The following is a 17,240-nucleotide window of genomic DNA, read 5'->3' as shown; positions in this document are numbered from 1 at the left end:
GGGGCCGCGGGGGCGTTCAGCTAACTGCGGGAATGGCCTATTTGCTCAATGTGTTCGGCTGAGATCGGAAATCAACCTTTCGCTGGAGGGTCGCTGTTTGGCGACCCTCTTTTTTGCACTTGCGCGGCGGGATGGTAATATCGTTACGTTTGAACTGTTTCGATGTGAAACCGAGGAGATTCCCTCTATGAGTGCTGACTACCCGTCAATGACTACGGCCGAGATCCGCTCCAAGTTCCTCAACTTCTTTGAGGAGCGCGGTCTTAAGCTCTATCCTTCTTCGTCCCTCGTCCCCGACGATCCTTCACTGCTGCTTGCCAACGCCGGCATGAACCAGTTTAAGGAGTACTACCAGGGCAAGAAGACCATGAAGGAGATTGGCGCGATCTCCTGCCAGAAGTGCGTCCGCACCAACGACATCGACTGCATCGGCGAGGACGGCCGTCACCTGTCGTTCTTCGAGATGCTCGGCGATTTCTCTTTTGGCGGCGTCTCCAAGGAGCAGGCTTGCGCCTGGGCCTTTGAGCTCATCACCAAGGAGTTCAAGCTGCCGCTCGACCGCCTGTACTTTACCGTCTTTACCGAGGACGATGAGACCCATGACGTGTGGCGCTCCCTGGGCGTTGCCGAGGACCACATCTCCCGCTTGGGCGAGGACGACAACTTCTGGGCCGCTGGCCCCACCGGCCCCTGCGGTCCGTGCTCCGAGATCTACTTTGACATGGGCGAGGAGGTCGGTTGCGGCAGCCCCGACTGCAAGCCCGGCTGCGACTGCGACCGCTTCCTTGAGTTCTGGAACCTCGTGTTTACCCAGTACGACCGCCAGGAGGACGGCTCCATGCCGGAGCTGCCGCACCGCAACCTCGATACGGGCATGGGCCTGGAGCGCATGGCTGCCATCATGCAGCACAAGACCGCCAATTACGACGGCGATCTGATGCAGCACCTCATCAAACTCGGTGAGGAGATTAGCGGCAAGACCTATGACGCCGATGACTACTCCGGCGCCAGCCGCTCCCTGCGCATCATCGCCGACCACTCCCGTGCTGTCGACTTTATGATCTCGGACGGCATCCTTCCCGGCAACGAGGGTCGCGAGTACGTCCTTCGCCGTCTGCTCCGCCGTGCCGTGTTCCACGGTCGCCTGCTGGGCATCGAGGGCGCCTTCCTGACCAAGTTCATCGACGAGGTCAACGCTCAAATGGGCGAGGCCTATCCCGAGTTGCTCAAGAACGTCGCGCTCGTCAAGGGTATCGTTGCCTCCGAGGAGGAGCGCTTCTCCACGACGCTCGACAACGGCCGCGTGTACCTGGACGAGGCCCTGGCAGCGCTTGCCGAGGGCGCTGTGCTTCCGGGCGATGTCGCCTTTAAGCTGCACGACACCTTTGGTTTCCCCATCGATCTGACCGTCGAGATCGCCGGCACCGCTGGCCACGACGTCGACATGGACGGCTTCACTGCCTGCATGGAGGACCAGAAGGCCCGCGCCCGCGCTAACGCCAAGGGCGACGCCTGGGGTAGCTTCAACGACGTGTGGGTCGAGCTTTCCGACAAGGTCGCAGCGACCGAGTTCGACGGCTATGACAACGATGTGATCGAGGGCGCCAAGGTTGTCGCCATCGTGCGCAACGGCGAGTCCGTCGAGTCCGCAGCCGCGGGCGAGGATGTCGAGGTCGTGCTCGACCGCACCCCGTTCTATGCCGAGATGGGTGGTCAGCAGGGCGATGCCGGCAAGCTTTCCGCCGAGGGCGTTGTTCTGACCGTTGCCGACACCAAGAACCACAACGGCCTGTATGCCCACGTCGCGCACGTTGCCGATGGCACGCTGACTGTCGGTGCCGCTGTGACCGCCGCTCTCGACGCCGAGCGCCGTGGCTTCCTGCGCCGCAACCACACCGCCACGCACCTGCTCGACGCTGCCCTTAAGCAGGTCCTGGGCGAGCACGTCTCCCAGGCCGGCTCGCTGGTGACGCCCGAGCACCTGCGCTTTGACTTTACGCACTTCGAGGCCCTTTCCTCCGAGCAGCTCAAGGCTGTCGAGGACTTGGTCAACCAGCAGATCTTCGCCTCCAAGCCGGTCGTGACCCGTGTTATGGGCATCGACGAGGCTAAGGCTGCCGGCGCTGTTGCTCTGTTTGGAGAGAAGTACGGCGATGTCGTCCGCGTCGTCTCCGTGGGCGCCGAGGACCAGCCGTTCTCTCGCGAGCTCTGCGGTGGCACGCACGCTGCCAACACCGCCGAGATCGGCCTGTTCAAGATTATTTCCGAGTCCTCTACGGGCTCGAACGTCCGCCGTATCGAGGCCGTGACCTCTAAGGGTGCTCTCGACTATATGGCCGACCGCCTTGCACTCGTTGACGCCGCCGCTGCTGCGCTCAAGTGCCGCGTCGACGAGGTTCCCGCCCGTGTGGAGAACCTGCAGGTCGAGCTGCGCGAGACGTCCAACAAGCTCAAAAAGGCTCTGACCGGTGGTTCCTCCGACGCCATTTCCAGCTCCATCGAGGGTGCTGTCGAGCTCGGTGGCTACAAGCTCGTCGTTGCTGAGCTCCAGGGCCTTGAGGCTGCCGACCTGCGCAACGTATGGGATACCGTGCACCAGAAGGTCGCCGGCCCTGTCGCTTGTGTCGTCGCCAGCGTGACTGAGAAGGGCACTCCGGCCCTGCTCGCTGCCGGCTCCGATGACGCCGTGAAGGCCGGGTTCCACGCCGGTAATGTGATCAAGCAGATCGCGGGTCTGGTCGACGGTCGCGGTGGTGGCCGTCCCAACATGGCCCAGGCCGGTGGCAAGAATGCTGCCGGCATCGCCGATGCCCTCGCGGCCGCCAAGACCGCGCTCGGCGCCTAAGAATCTAAGAAGTCACTGTGGTCGCGCTTGCGCTGGACATAGGGGAGACCAGGATTGGCATCGCCGTCTCGAGCCGTGATGGCAAGATGGCGATGCCCGTCAAGGTGCTCCCGGCCGCCGAGGTCACCGGTATGGCCAAGACGTTCCGCTACCTGGTCGAAGACTATGAGCCCGACATCCTGGTAAGCGGACGTCCCCTGACCATGGGCGGTGAGCCCGGCCCCCAAGCCGAGCGCGTTGCCGCCGTGGCGCAAAAGATTGCCGACGAGCTCGATCTTCCGCTGGAGTTTGAGGACGAGCGTCTGTCCTCGCAAGAGGCCAAGCGTATCCTGCGCGAGCAGGGCCTCAACGAAAAGCAGATGAGGGGCAAGATCGACATGATTGCCGCCAGCCTTTTTTTGCAGACGTGGCTCGATCGTAAAAACGAGGAGGTTTCGCATGCCTAGTGCTTCCGATCCGCGCCAGCCGAATCGTACACGTCAGCCGGCGTCGCGCCCTGCCCAGCCTGGCCAGCGTCCGGCACAGCCGACGCAGCGCGCAGCTCAGCCTGCCGCGCGCCCGGTGCAGTCCTTCTCTCGTTCGGCCCAACCTGTTCAACGGACGGGTCAGCAGCCTTCTGCTCGTTCGGTTCAGCATCCGGCTTCTCACGCGGCTCAGCAGCCCACTGCTCGTACGGCCCAGCCTGCAGGCGGTACCCGCTTTAAGCAGCAGGCACCTACCCAGCGAACGCAGGCCCCCCAATCGCATTCTCATCACGCCCGCGGTTCGCATGGCGTTGCTCCGGCGACCCGCTCGAGCTACAACACGCATACTCGTCGCGGTGCTCAAAAGAAGAGCTCTCCGGTTCCCATGATCATCGGCGTTGTGGTGGCGGTGCTTGCGCTTGTCGCGATCGTTTTCTTTGTCGTGCCGGCCGTCAAGGGCTTCTTTGCCGGTGAGGATACGAAGGTCACGGCTGGTCAGCAGGTTACGGTAACCATTCCCGACGGTGCTTCGGGCGATACGATCGCCTCGATTCTCTCCGAGAACCATATCGTCGAGAATCCCAAGGATTACTATGCGGCGGTGAAAAAGCTCAACGCCGATATGTCGCTCAAGCCTGGTACCTATTTGTTCACCACACTCATGGACGCGACCAAGGTTGTTCAGCAGCTCATGGAAGGTCCCAACGCGGGCTCCAATGCGCTAACAATCCCTGAGGGCCTGACGGTCGATCAAGTCGCCGATCGTGTGGCCCAGGCCTACGATGGCATCTCTAAGGAAGACTTCCTCAACCAGGCTAAGGCCTCCAACTACGTGGACGACTATAGCTTCCTTAAGGGCGCCGCCAACGACTCGCTTGAGGGTTTCTTGTTCCCCAAGACTTATTCGTTGGGCGATTCGCCGACGGTCGATGACGTGATTCGCGCTATGCTCGATCAGTTTAAGACCGAGTACAAGTCGCTTGACTTTGCGAGCTGCGAAGCCAAGATCAAGGAACGCTACGGTGTGGAGATGTCCGACTACGACATCGTCAACTTGGCCTCTATCGTTGAGCGCGAGGGCCTCAACGCCGACCAGCGCGCGCACGTGGCCTCGGTCTTCTACAACCGTCTTGCCGGCAAGCTCGATGGTCTGCGCTATCTCAACAGCGATGCGACCATGATGTATGTCACCGGTGGCGAGGTTACCGCCGACGACCTGCAGAGCGATAGTCCGTATAACACCTATAAGCATGAGGGTCTGCCACCCACGCCCATCTGCTCTCCGTCGCTCGAGGCACTCAAGGCCACGCTTGAGCCGACCGACTCCGATGACCTGTATTTCTACATTACGCAGGACGAGGAGTACTTCTCGCAAACCTACGAAGAGCATCAACAGTCTTGGAATTAGCATGAGGATTTTTAGCCCCAAACGTTACGTTGCCTCGGTCGATCGCATCGACCTTGATACCCTTTGGGCCGACGGCAAACGCGCCATTCTGCTCGATCGCGATAACACCCTGGTGCCGCGTGACACCGAGCAGGTTCCCGCTGCGGTTTCCGCTTGGCTCGATACCGCCCGCGCCAAAGGCTTTAAGCTGTGCATGGTGTCCAACAACTGGCATCGCGACCAGGTCATGGCATCAGCACGCGAGCTGGGACTCGAGGCCATCAGCCATGCCATGAAGCCGGCGCCGTTTGCCCTCAAGGCGGGTCTTAAGCGCCTCGGCGCCACGGCCGACGAGGCGGTGCTGATCGGTGATCAGCTCTACACGGACGTGTGGAGCGGCAACTTCGCCGGCGTCGATACCATCCTGGTAAAGCCGCAGGCCACGCAGGACCTGTGGTATACGCAGATCTTCCGTATCTTTGAGCGCCGGGCCCTGCGCGACCTTCCCTGCGAGGAATAGGTCTCGTCATGTCCCAGCACACCAAACACGGCTGCGACCATATCTTCTTTATCGGCTTTTTGGGCGCGGGCAAATCGACGCTCGCGCGCAACGTCGGCACTATGTTCAAGCGGCGTTTTATCGATACCGACCGCCTAGTCGTCCGCCGTTGCGGCAAGTCGGTAACCGAGATTTTTGAGACCGAGGGTGAGGATCGTTTTCGCGAGCTCGAGACCTCGGCGCTCCGTTCGCTCCAAAGCGAGCTCAGTCTGTTGGTTTCGTGCGGTGGCGGTATCGTCGAGACGCCGGTGAATATTGAGCTGATGCACGAAATGGGTACGTGCGTGTACCTCGAGGGCGACTTTGAGGATTCGATTCGCCAGATTCGTCGGTCCGACACGCGCCCCGATTTCCGCTCGCCCGAGCATGCCGCGCGCTTGTTTGAGCATCGCCGTCCGCTGTATCGCCAGGCCGCCGATATTACCCTTGATATTCGCAACAAGTCCTTCGAGGACGTTTCCTACCTTTGTGCCGAGATGCTTTTGGAGCGTGGACTGCTATGATTCGCCGCCAACTGATCAATTTCCAAAACCGCAGCGTCGATGTCCGTGTCGGATTGGGCGCGTTCGATGAGCTGTCGCGTATGTTTGCCTCGGCTGTGGGCAAGCCTAAGCGCGCGATGGTGGTTTGGAACTCCGCCTCGTCAGAACGTTTTGATGAGGTCGTCGAGCATGCGCTGGTCGACGCCGGTTTTGCCGTGTCGCTGCTCGTCCTCGAGGTTTCGCCTGCTGGTGCCACGCTGGCCGACGCCGATGCTATCTTTGGCGCCCTGTCTGCCAACCGCATCACCTGCGACGATCTGGTTGTCGCTGTTGGCGATGCCGCAACCTGTTCGGTTGTTGGCTGGTGCGCCAACCAGTGGTGTGGCCGAACCGAGTGCGCGCTGCTGCCGACGACCTTCGACGCCATGCTCACGGTCGCGACGACCATGAAGCCGCTCGTCGCCTCGTTGGCCAATGCGCTTCCCGCTATCGCGTTCCGTCCCGAACCGGGCTTGGTTGTGTGTGATCTCGACCTTGTTCGCGAGGCGGAACCCGAGGACCTCAAGTTCGGCTATGCGGTACTTGTTGGCACCATGCTTTCGAGCAGCAAGTCCCGCTGGAATCAGTTTACTGAGACCGTCCCCGAGATTCTCGCGGGCGAGGAGGTCGCACTCGTCAATGCCGTTCAATGGTCTCAGACTGCCCGCAAGGACGTGCTGACGGCCACGAACCCGAGCGCTCGCCATGCGCTCGATTTTGGCAAGACGGGGGAGCGCACCCTGCGCGCTTGCTTGGGCGATGCCGCTTCGCAGGTCCCTGCCTACCAGCTGTTGTCCGAGGGCATGCGCTTTGAGGCGCGCCTAGCACACGATGCCTGCGACTTCGATATCGACTATGTGTTTGATCTCGATGACTGCCTGGAGGACTTTGGCATCGAGGAGCTTGCCTTCGACTTGGAGCCTGCCGCATATATCGAGGAGTTCCGCAGACAGCAGTTTGTCCGCTCGAACCGCAGCATGCTGCCGCTGCCCGCGGCGCTCGGCGCCATTCGCCTAACGAGCGTCGAGGACGAGGTTCTTGAGCGCCATGCTCACGCCTACTTGGCTTCTCGTAAAGAACTTCTCTAAGATTTATTGACTTCCATCGTCTTTCGTATCATGTTGAGGGGCGGGTTTTCAATCGGTTGCGGATCGCATGCGATTCCGTCGTTCGGTTGAGACCCGTCCCGTCTATATTGAGACAACAAGAAAGGAATCTGCATGTCTGAGTTTGCTGCCGGTCCTGCCGGTCGTATCGAGCGTGTCCGTGCCCTGATGGTCGAGCGTGGCTACGACGCCATCGTGGTGCGCGACGAGGCCAACCTTCGTTGGCTTACGGGCGTGAAGGGCGTCTTCGACTACACCTTCGAGTTCCCGCACGCTGCGTTTATTACGGCCGACCAGTGCCTGTTCCACACCGACTCGCGCTACCTCAACAGCTTTGAGGAGAACACGCCAGCCGGCAGCCCCTGGGTCTACGACATGGATGAGGGCACCATCCCCGGTTGGGTCGCCGGCAAGATCGCGGCCAACAAATGCCGCGTCTGCGCTGTCGAGGACGATATGCAGATTAATTTCTACCAGGGTATTCAGCGCGGCCTGGAGGACCGTTCCGTCGCCTGTATGCTGCCGCTGATGCACGACGATATCCGCAAGATGCGCGCCATCAAGGACGCCGAGGAGATTGAGCTCATGCGCCATGCGCAGTCGATCACCGATGCCGCTTTCCAGCACATGCTCGGCTTTATTAAGCCTGGCATGACCGAGAAGCAGGTTCGTAACGAGCTCGAGAACTTTATGTTCGCCAACGGCGCAGACAGCCTTGCCTTCGGCTCCATCGTGGCGAGCGGTCCCAACACCGCCAACCCGCATGCCGTGCCGAGCGACCGCGTGATCGAGAAGGGCGATTTCGTTCTCATGGATTATGGCGCGGGCTATTGCGATTACCGCTCCGACATGACGCGCACTGTCGTGATGGGCGAGCCCACCCAGGAGCAGCTCGACCTGTACGCACTCGTGCGCCGCACGCACGAGGAGTGCGTCGCCGCCATCCATCCGGGCGTTGAGGGTAACGACATCTTCAAGCTTTCCAAGAAGATCATCGGCGATGCCGGCTATGGCGATTACTACAATCATGGCCTGGGCCACGGCGTCGGTATTGACATCCACGAGCTGCCCAACTTCAACCGCAGCAAGAACACCATCGAGATCGGCTCGGTTGTCACCATGGAGCCCGGCGTTTACCTGCCCGGCGTGGGCGGCGTGCGCCTGGAGGATTACGGCGTGGTCACCGAGAACGGCTACGAGCCTTTCACCAAGACCCCGCACGACCTGCACGTCATCGATTGCTAGCCCATTTCGATAGATTTTTGGGGCGGGGCGTCCGGATCGATTCGGACGCCCCGCGTTCTCTTTTTATGCGCTCGCCGCAGGCGCCGTCTGCAAGTGTATAATTTCTGTCGTATGTAATTTGGACGCTTGTGCGTTCTGCCCATAACAAGAAAGGTCGCTATGCCTACCATTTCTACCGCCGACTTCAAGAACGGCCTCGGTCTCCGTATCAAGGACAAGGTCTACACCATCGTCGAGTTCCAGCATGTCAAGCCGGGCAAGGGCGGCGCGTTTGTGCGCTACAAGACCCGCGACATCAAGAGCGGCCGAGTCGTCGAGAACACCTGCAACGCCGGCACCAAGTTCGAGAGCGTCATGCTCACCACCCGTGAGTTCCAGTACCTCTACAACGATGGCACCGACTACATCTTCATGGACAACGAGTCCTATGAGCAGGTTCCCGTTCCCGAGGACATGGTGGGCGAGAACTCCAAGTGGCTGCGCGAGAACGACATCTGCCAGCTGCTCTTCGCCGACGATGAGCTCATGGGCGTGACCCCGCCGATGTTCATCGAGACCACCATCGTCCAGACCGACCCGGGCTTTAAGGGCGACACCGTCCAGGGTTCCACCAAGCCGGCCACGATCGACACCGGCGCTGTCATCCAGGTCCCCATGTACCTCAACGAGGGCGAGGTCATCAAGGTTGACACCCGCGACGGCAAGTTCGTCTCCCGCGTCTAGCAACCAACTCTTCTAGGAGGACTCATGCCCCAGGAAATCAAGATTGACGGCATCGGCATTTCGCCCGATGTTCTGACCGCCATCGTCTCGCGCGCCGTGTCGGATGTCGAGGGCATCGCCTCCGTTGGCGTCAAGGACCTTGCCACCAACCTTGTCTCCATGATGCTCTCGTCCAAGGCCCCGGCTTCTGAGCCGGCGGTCGAGGCCGAGGTCGTCGGCGACAAGCTCGCACTCACCGTGCGCGTCGTGGTGTTCTTTGGCTATCCGTTCAAGAAACTCGCCGAGGCCGTTCGCGCCGCCGTGGTCGCCGCCATCGATGCCCAAGTGGGCGTTGAGGTTGAGCGTGTTGACGTTTGCATCGACGGCCTCGTTTTCCCCAAGGAGTAACCTTTGAGCCTTAAGGTTTATCGCGGGCGTACGCTTGCCCGCAGTCAGGCGCTGCAGCTGCTGTTCCAGGCCGAGGCCACGGACAGTCCGCTCGAGCGCGTCCTCGAGGGCGATTTCCTGATCTCGAAGGGTCCCCTCGACCCCTATGCGCTGGAGCTTTGCCGCGGTGCCTACGAGCATATCGACCGCATCGACTGCGCTCTGCGCTCCGTTGCCAAGAACTGGGATCTTATGCGCATGCCCGGCGCCGACCGCAATCTGCTGCGTATCGCCGTTTACGAGATGCGTTTCCTCACCGACGAGGAGGTCTCGGACGCCATCGTGATCAACGAGGCTGTCGAGCTTGCCAAGGCCTATGGCACCGACCAGTCCGCGTCGTTCGTCAACGGCGTGCTGGGCAAGATCGCTCGCAGCGAGGAGCTGCCGGGTGAGGACCTGTACCAGGAGCTGCTAGCCGAAGATCGCGCCCGCGAGGAGGCCCAGGCTGCCGAGGCTGCCGCAAAGGTTGCGGTTGCTCAGGCTGAGGCTGGCGTGCTGGCCGAGGATGCGGATGCCGCCGGGGCTGACATCGACTCCGTCGAGGAGTAGTCATGCCAGAGGGTTCTGTCCGTAACTTCGACGAGATCTCGGACCGCTTGGACCAGATTATCGCTACCGTTCGCTCCAAGGATACCTCCTTGGAGCGTTCGCTCGATTTGTTTGACGAGGCGATTGAGCTGGGCTCCCGCGCGGTCGATATGGTCGACAAGTTTGAGTTGACGCCGCGTGAGGCCGACAAGCTCGAGCAGGAATACGATGAGGATGCGGCAAACGAATCCCAGGATAGCTAGGCCGCATTTCCGGATACGAATGGTTGATGGCATTCATGAAACGCGTGCGTCTTGATGACGAACTGATTTCACAGGGCATCTGCGCCGATCGCGCGGATGCCCTTCGCACTCTTATGGCCGGCTTGGTCTCGAGTGGCGGCGAGCGCTTGACTTCGCCGGGCCTTAAGGTGATCCCAGGCCTGCCGCTGCACGTGAAGGGGCGCATTCCCTATGTTGGCCGCGGCGGACTTAAGCTCGAAGGTGCGCTTGATGCTTTTGGCATCAATCCGACGGGCCTTGCCTGTCTGGATGTGGGCTGCTCTACCGGCGGCTTTACCGATTGTCTGCTCAAGCGCGGAGCTGCGACCGTTGTCTCGGTGGACGTGGGTCGCGCCCAGTTCGATTGGTCGTTGCGTCAGGACGATCGCGTGATGCTGCATGAGCGCACAAACGTGACGCAGCTGCCTGAGCTTGGCTATGCCGGCGCCATCGACCTGGCTGTGTGTGATGTCTCGTTTACCAGCATCGCGAACATTATCGATGCGGTGCTGGCGTGCCTGGCGCCTACGGGTGCATTCTGCACGCTCGTAAAGCCGCAGTTTGAGGCTCCGGCGGCGCTGGTGGGCGAGGGCGGCATTGTGACCGATCCCGCCGTGCGCCGCGATACACTCGTGGCGGCGGTTGAACTCTTTGCTGCCAAGGGCCTCTTCCCGGTCGATGTGTGCGTGTCACCCATTCATGGTGCCAAGGGCAACGTTGAGTTTTTCCTGTACGGCACGAGATTTGACCCCGGCGACCGCTCGCAAGACGAGCTGCAATTCCAGGTATCGGTTATGAGCGAGAAAGCTGCAATGCTATGAAGGTCTTTCTGGTTCCCAATTATTACAAGCAAGAGGCGGTCGAGAGCGGCTTGATGCTCGAGCTTTGGCTGACGCGCCAGGGCTATGAAGTCGCATGGGCTGCCGACCAGCGATCGAAGATTCAAAGCACGCCTGATATTGATGGCTCCGATCTGGTCATTACGCTCGGCGGGGACGGTACGTTGCTGCGCGCTGCCCGCATCCTCAACCATCGCGAGATTCCTATCCTCGGTCTTTCCTATGGTCACCTGGGCTTTTTAACTGCTGCGAGTCCCGAGGAGCGCGACATTCTGCAGGTCGTAAGCGACGCCCTGTCCGGCGAGCTGCATGTGAGCCGTCGCGCCACCATCGCTGCGGATATCGTGTCCGTGCGCGAAGACGGTACGAAGGATGTCGTGCGCACGTTCGCCCTCAACGACATGGCGCTCACGCGCGGCCCCCTGTCCGATATGGTCGAGTTTGACATCACGGTGTCCGGCCACCATATCGATCGCCTGCGTGGCGACGGCGTGGTCGTGTCCACGGCGACCGGCTCCACTGGCTATGCACTATCCGCAGGCGGCCCCATCGTGAGCCCCGACTATACGGGCATGGTCTGCGTACCCATTGCGCCGCACACCATTCAGGCTCGTGCCTTTTTGACTTCGCCGAGTGATGTCGTCGAGATCTTTATGTCTGATGACCGTCCGAGTGTTCCGGCGATTGCTATCGATGGACAGTTTATTACCTGCGACGGCACCGTTGAGAGCGTGGCTGTGCGCCGCGGGCCCGGAGATGTGCTGCTCCTCGATTACGGCCCCGAGAGCTTCTATAACTCGGTGAGCCGCGTTTTCTACGGAGTCCGTCATGATCGATGAGCTGCAGGTTTCTAACATTGCACTCATTCGCGAGGCGACGCTGGTTCCGAGCGCGGGCCTAACGGTTCTGACCGGAGAAACCGGCGCCGGCAAGACCGCGCTGCTCTCGGCCCTCAAGCTTATTTTGGGCGAGCGCGCGGATTCTTCGACGGTGCGCGAGGGCGAGGCGCTTGCTAGCGTTGAGGCGCGGCTGTTCGACGGTCCACACGACACGGAGGGTTTCACGGTCCAGCGTAGCCTTTCTGCCGAGGGCCGCAGCCGCGTGAAGATTGACGGCCGCATCGCCAGTGTGCGCGAGCTTTCGGAGCGCGTTGGCGTGATGATGGATCTGTGCGGCCAGCACGAGCACCAGCGCTTGCTCGATCCGGCGCATCACGTTGCGATGGTCGATGCCTGGGCGGGGCGCTCTGCGCTTGAGGCGCTGGATGTGTACCGCGCCTGCTTTAAAGCCTCGCGCGCGGCTGCCAAGGAGGTCCGTCGCGTCGAGGAGGCCTCGCGTGCGCAGGGGAGTCGCGTCGAGGAAGCGCGTTTTGCCCTCGAGCGCATCGGCGAGGTCGACCCCAAGCCAGGCGAGTATGAGGAACTCGAGGAACTGCTGCCGCGCTCCGAACATGCCGAGGTACTGGTTGCCACAGCTAATGATGCCCATGCATCGCTTGCCTCTGAAGGGGGAGCGCTCGATGCCGTGAACAGTGCCGTGGCGGAGCTTTCCCGAATGGCTACCGTCGATCGCAAACTGGGCGACATTGCCGATGCACTTTCGGATGCCTGCATCTCTCTTGAGGATTGCGCGAACGAGCTTCGTTCCTATCGCGATGGGGTCGCCTTCGATCCTCGCGAGCTCGCTCGCATGCGCGAGCGGTATTCCGACCTCAAGGGCCTGCTGCGTCAGTGGGGTCCGACCATGGACGATGTCTTTGCCATGCGCGACCGCTCACAAGAGCTGCTGTCGCTGGTCGATGATGGCGATGAACAGATCAAAAAGGCGCGTGAGGCACTCGGGAGCGCCGAGCGCGAGCTGTTCGCTGCTGCCAGGGCACTTAAGCGCGCTCGCAATACGGCGGCCCCGCGCTTCTGCCACGAGGTCGGCCGCCAGATGGCTCGCTTGGAGATGGGCGGTGCCGAGCTCGTCTGGGAGTCGCGCGATCTTCCCCGTGCTGAGTGGACGCCCGTTGGTCCTTCGAGCTACGAGCTGCTATACCGCAGCGGTGCCGGCTTGACGCCACGTCCCCTGCGCCGCATTGCGTCGGGCGGCGAGCTCAGCCGCGTCATGCTGGCAAGCAAGGTCGTCCTCGGTAACGCGGACGGTGTTGATACGCTGGTGTTTGACGAGGTCGATGCTGGTGTCGGTGGCTCCACGGCGCGTGCGCTCGCGGGCGTGCTGGCAGATCTCGCCGCTACGCATCAGGTGATTGTCGTAACCCACTTGGCGCAGGTCGCCGTCATGGCTGACAAGCATTATGTCGTCAGCAAGGAACCGGGCGATGTTCCCCAGACGCATTTGGACGAGGTAACCGGCGAAACGCGTACCGCCGAGATCGCCCGCATGTTGAGCGGCGATCAGTCCGAGGCAAGCCTGGCGCACGCCAAGCAGATGCTTGCGGAGGCGCGTGCCTAGGCCGAGCCGCCACACGCATGTCCAACCCGGCCGCCACGAAACGGGTCCATCTACTACGTTTGGTAGGGCATCGGCAACCACGCCAAGAATTGCAAAAAGAAAACCGCAGGTAGAACGCCTGCGGTTTTCTCTATTTTGGGTGTATGGTTGGCGGTTGCGGTTAAAACGTAGTAGATGGGCGGGTTTCGTGGCGAGGGGCGTCTATCGGCTCCCCAATTTACCTACTCAACGACCTTATCCGGCTGGATGAGCTCCTCGTAGTAGCTGATATGCTCACGCGCGTCTTCAATCTCGGGCAGCAGGAAGTTGTAGATGACTTCGATGATCATCGTGGCGCTGATCTTGGAGAAGGCAAAGTCGCCCGTCGTCAGTAGCGCTTCGTGGTTGACGGTATTAAAAGTGTAGTCTGCCAGGCGCGCGAGTGGGGATTTGCTGTCGCTGCTGATGACGACTACGGTTGCGCCGCAGTCGCGAGCCGCTTTTGCCATGCGATTCAGTCGGCGCGATTTGCCGGAGTTTGAGATTAGCACGATGACGTCACCCGGGCGCAACGTGAGCGCAAAGCCGATTGATGTCTCGCTAATGGTACTCGTCATGCAGCGCAGGCCCAGCTGCGAAAACTTAAATGTCGCGTCGAGCGCGACCGCGTTTGTATTGCCCACGGCGGCGAACTCAATAACGCCGGCATTCTTAAGCGCGTGTACAACTGCGGCCAACGTGTCGTGATCAATGCCGTCGATGGTCGCATTAAGCTCACTCACCTTGGCGGCGAGGATATTTTTAAGGCTCTGCTCCATGTTGTCGAGTGAGACCTCGTCGGTCAGGCCCTCGTTGCGCTGACTCTCTAAGTCGCGCGCCAACGAAAACTGAAAGCTGCGGAAGCTGCCAAAGCCCAGCTTGCGGCAGAAACGCGAAACGGTCGCCTCGGACGTGGCGGCAGCGCGCGAGAGCTGAGCGGCCGTGAGGCGTGGCGCCTCGGACTGGTGCTCCAATATATAGTCGACAATGCGCTGCTCGGACTCGCTGTATCCCTGATGGGTACTAATGAGGGAAAGTGCGCTCTTGCTACTATCGGTCATGGATGGCTCCTGGTTGGCATGAAAATCTAGCTTGATTTGCAATGCCATAGTATACGGGCATTTTCAATTACAAGATACACCTTGCCGTTTCAAGTGTTGATGGTAAACTTTCACTTGCCGTTTACGGTTATGAAAGAACCTTTCACCGGAGAATTGCGACTTGTCTCTTCTCACGCGGACGGTAGGTTGGTATCTTTCAAGTGTGGAAAAACGCGCATCGAAGCGCGTGTAGGGGAGCGCCCGCGGGCGCTGTACTCAAGAAGGAGGGACACATGGCTAAGTTTGACATCATCGCCGCGACCGGTTGCCCGACCGGCATTGCGCACACCTTCATGGCGAAGGAGGCGCTGGAGAAGGCTGCTGCCGAGCGAGGTCTGACCATTAAGGTCGAGACTCATGGCCAGGTCGGCGTCGAGAACGAGCTCACCAAGAGCGAGATCGCCGGTGCCAAGGCCGTCGTTGTCGCAGCCGATAAGGATGTCCAGGCTGAGCGTTTCGCCGGTAAGCCCATGGTTTCCGTCGGTGTTTCCAAGGCCCTGTCCGTCGAGGCCGCCGGAAAGCTGATCGACCGCGCGCTCGCCGCCAAGGGCGACGACACGGTTGCCGCTGCCGCCGATGTCGAGGACGAGGTCGAGGAGAAGGAGTCCATCGGTCACGTCATCTACAAGCACCTCATGAACGGCGTCAGCCACATGCTGGTCTTCGTCGTTGCCGGTGGTGTTCTGACCGCCATTTCGTTCCTGTGGGGCATCACGTCCTTTGATTCGACGGCTGCCGACTACAACAGCTTTGCCGCGATGCTCAAGATTATCGGCGGTATCGCCATGAACCTCATGGTTCCGGTGCTCTCCGCTTACATCGCCGAGTCCATCGGCAAGCGCCCGGCGCTCGTCCCCGGTTTCGTCGCCGGTATGATTGCCATCCAGGGCTTGCCTGTTAACGCCGATACCGGCATGATCGACGCCGGTGGCGCAGGTGTGGGCTTTGGCTTCCTAGGCGGCATCGTCGGCGGCTTCCTCGCTGGCTATGTCATCCTGCTGCTCGAGAAGGTTTTCTCTAAAATTCCTGCGAGCCTTAATGGCCTGAAGGCAATCTTCCTGTATCCGCTGTGCTCTACCGCCATCGTCGGTCTGGTCATGCTCGGTATTTCCGGCCCCATGGCTGCCATTAACCAGGGCATGATGGATTTCCTGCAGAGCCTCGGTAACTCCGGTCCGGTGATCCTTGGCCTGGCCATCGGCTGCATGTGCGCCTTTGATATGGGCGGCCCGGTCAACAAGGCTGCTTACGCTACTGGCACCTTCCTGCTCGGTACCGCTCTCGAAGCTGGCGTCGGCACCGAGACCTACAACTTCGGCACCAACTTCATGGCTGCCGTCTCCGCCGCTTGCATCGTTCCGCCGCTGATCACCACCTTCGCCGTCGTTGTCGGCAAGAAGTACTTCAGCCAGGAGGATCATGACGCCGGTATCGTCAACCTCATCCTTGGTTGCACCCACATCACCGAGGGCGCCATTCCGTTCATGACCAAGAACATCTGGCCCGTTATGCCCATCATGATGCTCGGTTCTTCCATCGCTTCCATCTTGACCATCTTCTTCAACGTTCACGATCCGGCGCCTCACGGCGGCTTCCTGGTCCTGCCCGTTGTCGAGAACGGTCCGCTGTGGGTCCTCGCGATCCTCATCGGCGCTGTGGTCGGTGGCATCCTGTTCGTGGCCTTCAAGAAGTACGACTTCGAGAAGAACCAGAAGCCCGCTCCTGCAACCAAGCCGGTTGAGGCCCCCAAGGCCGCTGCCGTCGAGGCCCCCAAGGCCGAGGCTGCTGACTTCGTGAAGGTCGAGAACGTCTTTGTCGCCGAGGACTTCGCTTCTCGTGACGAGGCTCTGAGCTTCGTTTCCAACCAGGCTGTCAAGGCCGGTATCGCCAGCGACGCCGACGCCGTGATGAACGCCTTCCTGGCCCGCGAGGCCGAGGGCACCACGGGCATGATGGAGGGCTTCGCCATCCCGCATGCCAAGTCCGACGCCATTACCGAGGCTGCCGTCATCGTCGTCAAGGACGAGTCCGGCGTGACCGGTTGGGACACCATGGACGGCGCTCCCGTCAACGTTGCCATCGCCCTGCTCATCCCGGGCGCTCAGGCTGGAACCACGCACCTCAAGATCCTGTCCAAGGTCGCCGAGGCGCTTATGGACGAGGGCTTCCGTGCCACCGTCAAGGGTTCCACCGACGCCGCCGAGATCGCCAAGACGATCAACGCTCGCCTGGTCTAATCCCCCAGCCCGCGAATAACATCGCCCCCTGTATATAAGGCGGAGTCCCTCCCCAGGGCCTCCGCCTTTTTTCTATCCCTCCCATAAGTTGCGGTGAAATAGGGACTGTTTAAACGATTCAACCCCAAATTCAGTCCCTATTTCACCGCAACTTACAAAAGGGCATAGAGGGGGCTACCTATCGAGTCTTTGTCGCGAACAGATCATTAGCCAGAATTCCGTTCGCACGATATTGCTCTGGACCGACCGAGTTTCTGCAGCTTGCTCGCCCACAGGGGGCCGGGCGCGGCCTGTGAGATTTATCGCGAGTTCCGCACGAGCCGAAGAGCACTTAATGTGCTCTTCGTGCGAGCAGGACTGTAGAGCAGGAAATCTCACAGGCCGCGCACGGGCCCCTGTGGGCGAGCAAGCGGACGACAAACACATCTGGGTTGATTTCCGATCTCAGCCGAACACATTGAGCAAATAGGCCATTCCCGCAGTTAGCTGAACGCCCCCGCGGCC

The 17,240-nt window shown here is 60.8% G+C and carries 16 protein-coding genes; 15 read left to right on the top strand and 1 reads right to left on the bottom strand.

Features of this window, described 5'->3' with window-relative positions; all coding sequences use genetic code 11:
* Positions 1-187 precede the first annotated feature (187 nt).
* The 14 genes from alaS to AB5Z25_RS09790 all read left to right on the top strand — a co-directional run bounded on the left by alaS (position 188) and on the right by AB5Z25_RS09790 (position 13,381).
* Entirely contained in the window at positions 188-2,845 is a 2,658-nt protein-coding gene (alaS, locus tag AB5Z25_RS09855; RefSeq protein WP_138374850.1) for an alanine--tRNA ligase, read from the top strand.
* Between the two features lie 17 nt (positions 2,846-2,862).
* Positions 2,863-3,291: a Holliday junction resolvase RuvX gene (gene ruvX, locus AB5Z25_RS09850; protein ID WP_138374851.1), complete on the top strand. Its 429-nt coding sequence runs from the start codon at positions 2,863-2,865 to the stop codon at positions 3,289-3,291.
* Positions 3,284-4,717 carry an endolytic transglycosylase MltG gene (gene mltG, locus AB5Z25_RS09845; protein WP_229042312.1) on the top strand — a complete coding sequence of 478 codons (1,434 nt, stop codon included), beginning with the start codon at positions 3,284-3,286 and terminating at the stop codon, positions 4,715-4,717. Before ruvX ends, mltG begins: the two co-directional genes overlap by 8 nt.
* 1 nt (position 4,718) lies before the next feature.
* On the top strand, positions 4,719-5,216 hold the full coding sequence (locus AB5Z25_RS09840) for a YqeG family HAD IIIA-type phosphatase (protein WP_117639353.1): 498 nt from the start codon (positions 4,719-4,721) through the stop codon (positions 5,214-5,216).
* Between the two features lie 8 nt (positions 5,217-5,224).
* Entirely contained in the window at positions 5,225-5,758 is a 534-nt protein-coding gene (locus AB5Z25_RS09835; RefSeq protein ID WP_368135454.1) for a shikimate kinase, read from the top strand.
* Complete coding sequence (locus AB5Z25_RS09830) at positions 5,755-6,864, top strand: hypothetical protein (RefSeq protein ID WP_368135453.1); 1,110 nt, start codon at positions 5,755-5,757, stop codon at positions 6,862-6,864. The genes AB5Z25_RS09835 and AB5Z25_RS09830 overlap by 4 nt, the downstream gene beginning before the upstream one ends.
* Before the next feature lie 132 nt (positions 6,865-6,996).
* Positions 6,997-8,127, top strand: coding sequence for a M24 family metallopeptidase (locus tag AB5Z25_RS09825; protein WP_271736262.1), 1,131 nt, complete (start codon positions 6,997-6,999; stop codon positions 8,125-8,127).
* A 159-nt stretch (positions 8,128-8,286) separates the two neighbouring features.
* Positions 8,287-8,850, top strand: a complete 564-nt coding sequence (efp, locus tag AB5Z25_RS09820; RefSeq protein WP_006233983.1) for an elongation factor P — start codon at positions 8,287-8,289, stop codon at positions 8,848-8,850.
* A 24-nt stretch (positions 8,851-8,874) separates the two neighbouring features.
* The gene (locus AB5Z25_RS09815) at positions 8,875-9,237 is read left to right on the top strand and encodes an Asp23/Gls24 family envelope stress response protein (RefSeq protein ID WP_006233982.1); all 363 of its coding nucleotides are present in this window, start codon (positions 8,875-8,877) and stop codon (positions 9,235-9,237) included.
* 3 nt (positions 9,238-9,240) lie between these two features.
* Complete coding sequence (gene nusB, locus AB5Z25_RS09810) at positions 9,241-9,825, top strand: transcription antitermination factor NusB (RefSeq protein ID WP_368135452.1); 585 nt, start codon at positions 9,241-9,243, stop codon at positions 9,823-9,825.
* Positions 9,826-9,827: 2 nt separating this feature from the next.
* A complete protein-coding gene (locus AB5Z25_RS09805; protein WP_006233978.1) occupies positions 9,828-10,067 on the top strand; it encodes an exodeoxyribonuclease VII small subunit in 240 nt (79 codons plus the stop codon).
* A 35-nt stretch (positions 10,068-10,102) separates the two neighbouring features.
* Positions 10,103-10,906: a TlyA family RNA methyltransferase gene (locus AB5Z25_RS09800; protein WP_368135456.1), complete on the top strand. Its 804-nt coding sequence runs from the start codon at positions 10,103-10,105 to the stop codon at positions 10,904-10,906.
* Positions 10,903-11,763 carry an NAD(+)/NADH kinase gene (locus AB5Z25_RS09795; protein ID WP_035138200.1) on the top strand — a complete coding sequence of 287 codons (861 nt, stop codon included), beginning with the start codon at positions 10,903-10,905 and terminating at the stop codon, positions 11,761-11,763. Before AB5Z25_RS09800 ends, AB5Z25_RS09795 begins: the two co-directional genes overlap by 4 nt.
* Positions 11,753-13,381, top strand: coding sequence for a DNA repair protein RecN (locus tag AB5Z25_RS09790; protein WP_368135451.1), 1,629 nt, complete (start codon positions 11,753-11,755; stop codon positions 13,379-13,381). The genes AB5Z25_RS09795 and AB5Z25_RS09790 overlap by 11 nt, the downstream gene beginning before the upstream one ends.
* 221 nt (positions 13,382-13,602) lie before the next feature.
* On the opposite strand, the gene AB5Z25_RS09785 is transcribed toward AB5Z25_RS09790, so the two are convergent.
* Positions 13,603-14,460, bottom strand: coding sequence for a MurR/RpiR family transcriptional regulator (locus AB5Z25_RS09785; protein ID WP_229026410.1), 858 nt, complete (start codon positions 14,458-14,460; stop codon positions 13,603-13,605).
* Between the two features lie 272 nt (positions 14,461-14,732).
* Between AB5Z25_RS09785 and AB5Z25_RS09780 the strand changes: the two genes are divergently transcribed.
* Entirely contained in the window at positions 14,733-16,736 is a 2,004-nt protein-coding gene (locus AB5Z25_RS09780; RefSeq protein ID WP_368135450.1) for a fructose-specific PTS transporter subunit EIIC, read from the top strand.
* Positions 16,737-17,240 lie beyond the last annotated feature (504 nt).

The sequence above is a fragment of the Collinsella aerofaciens genome (genome assembly GCF_040910325.1).
GTDB lineage: Bacteria > Actinomycetota > Coriobacteriia > Coriobacteriales > Coriobacteriaceae > Collinsella > Collinsella aerofaciens_BL.
Note: the sequence above shows the minus strand (reverse complement) of the source record. Positions and strands in the feature narration are given on the sequence as shown.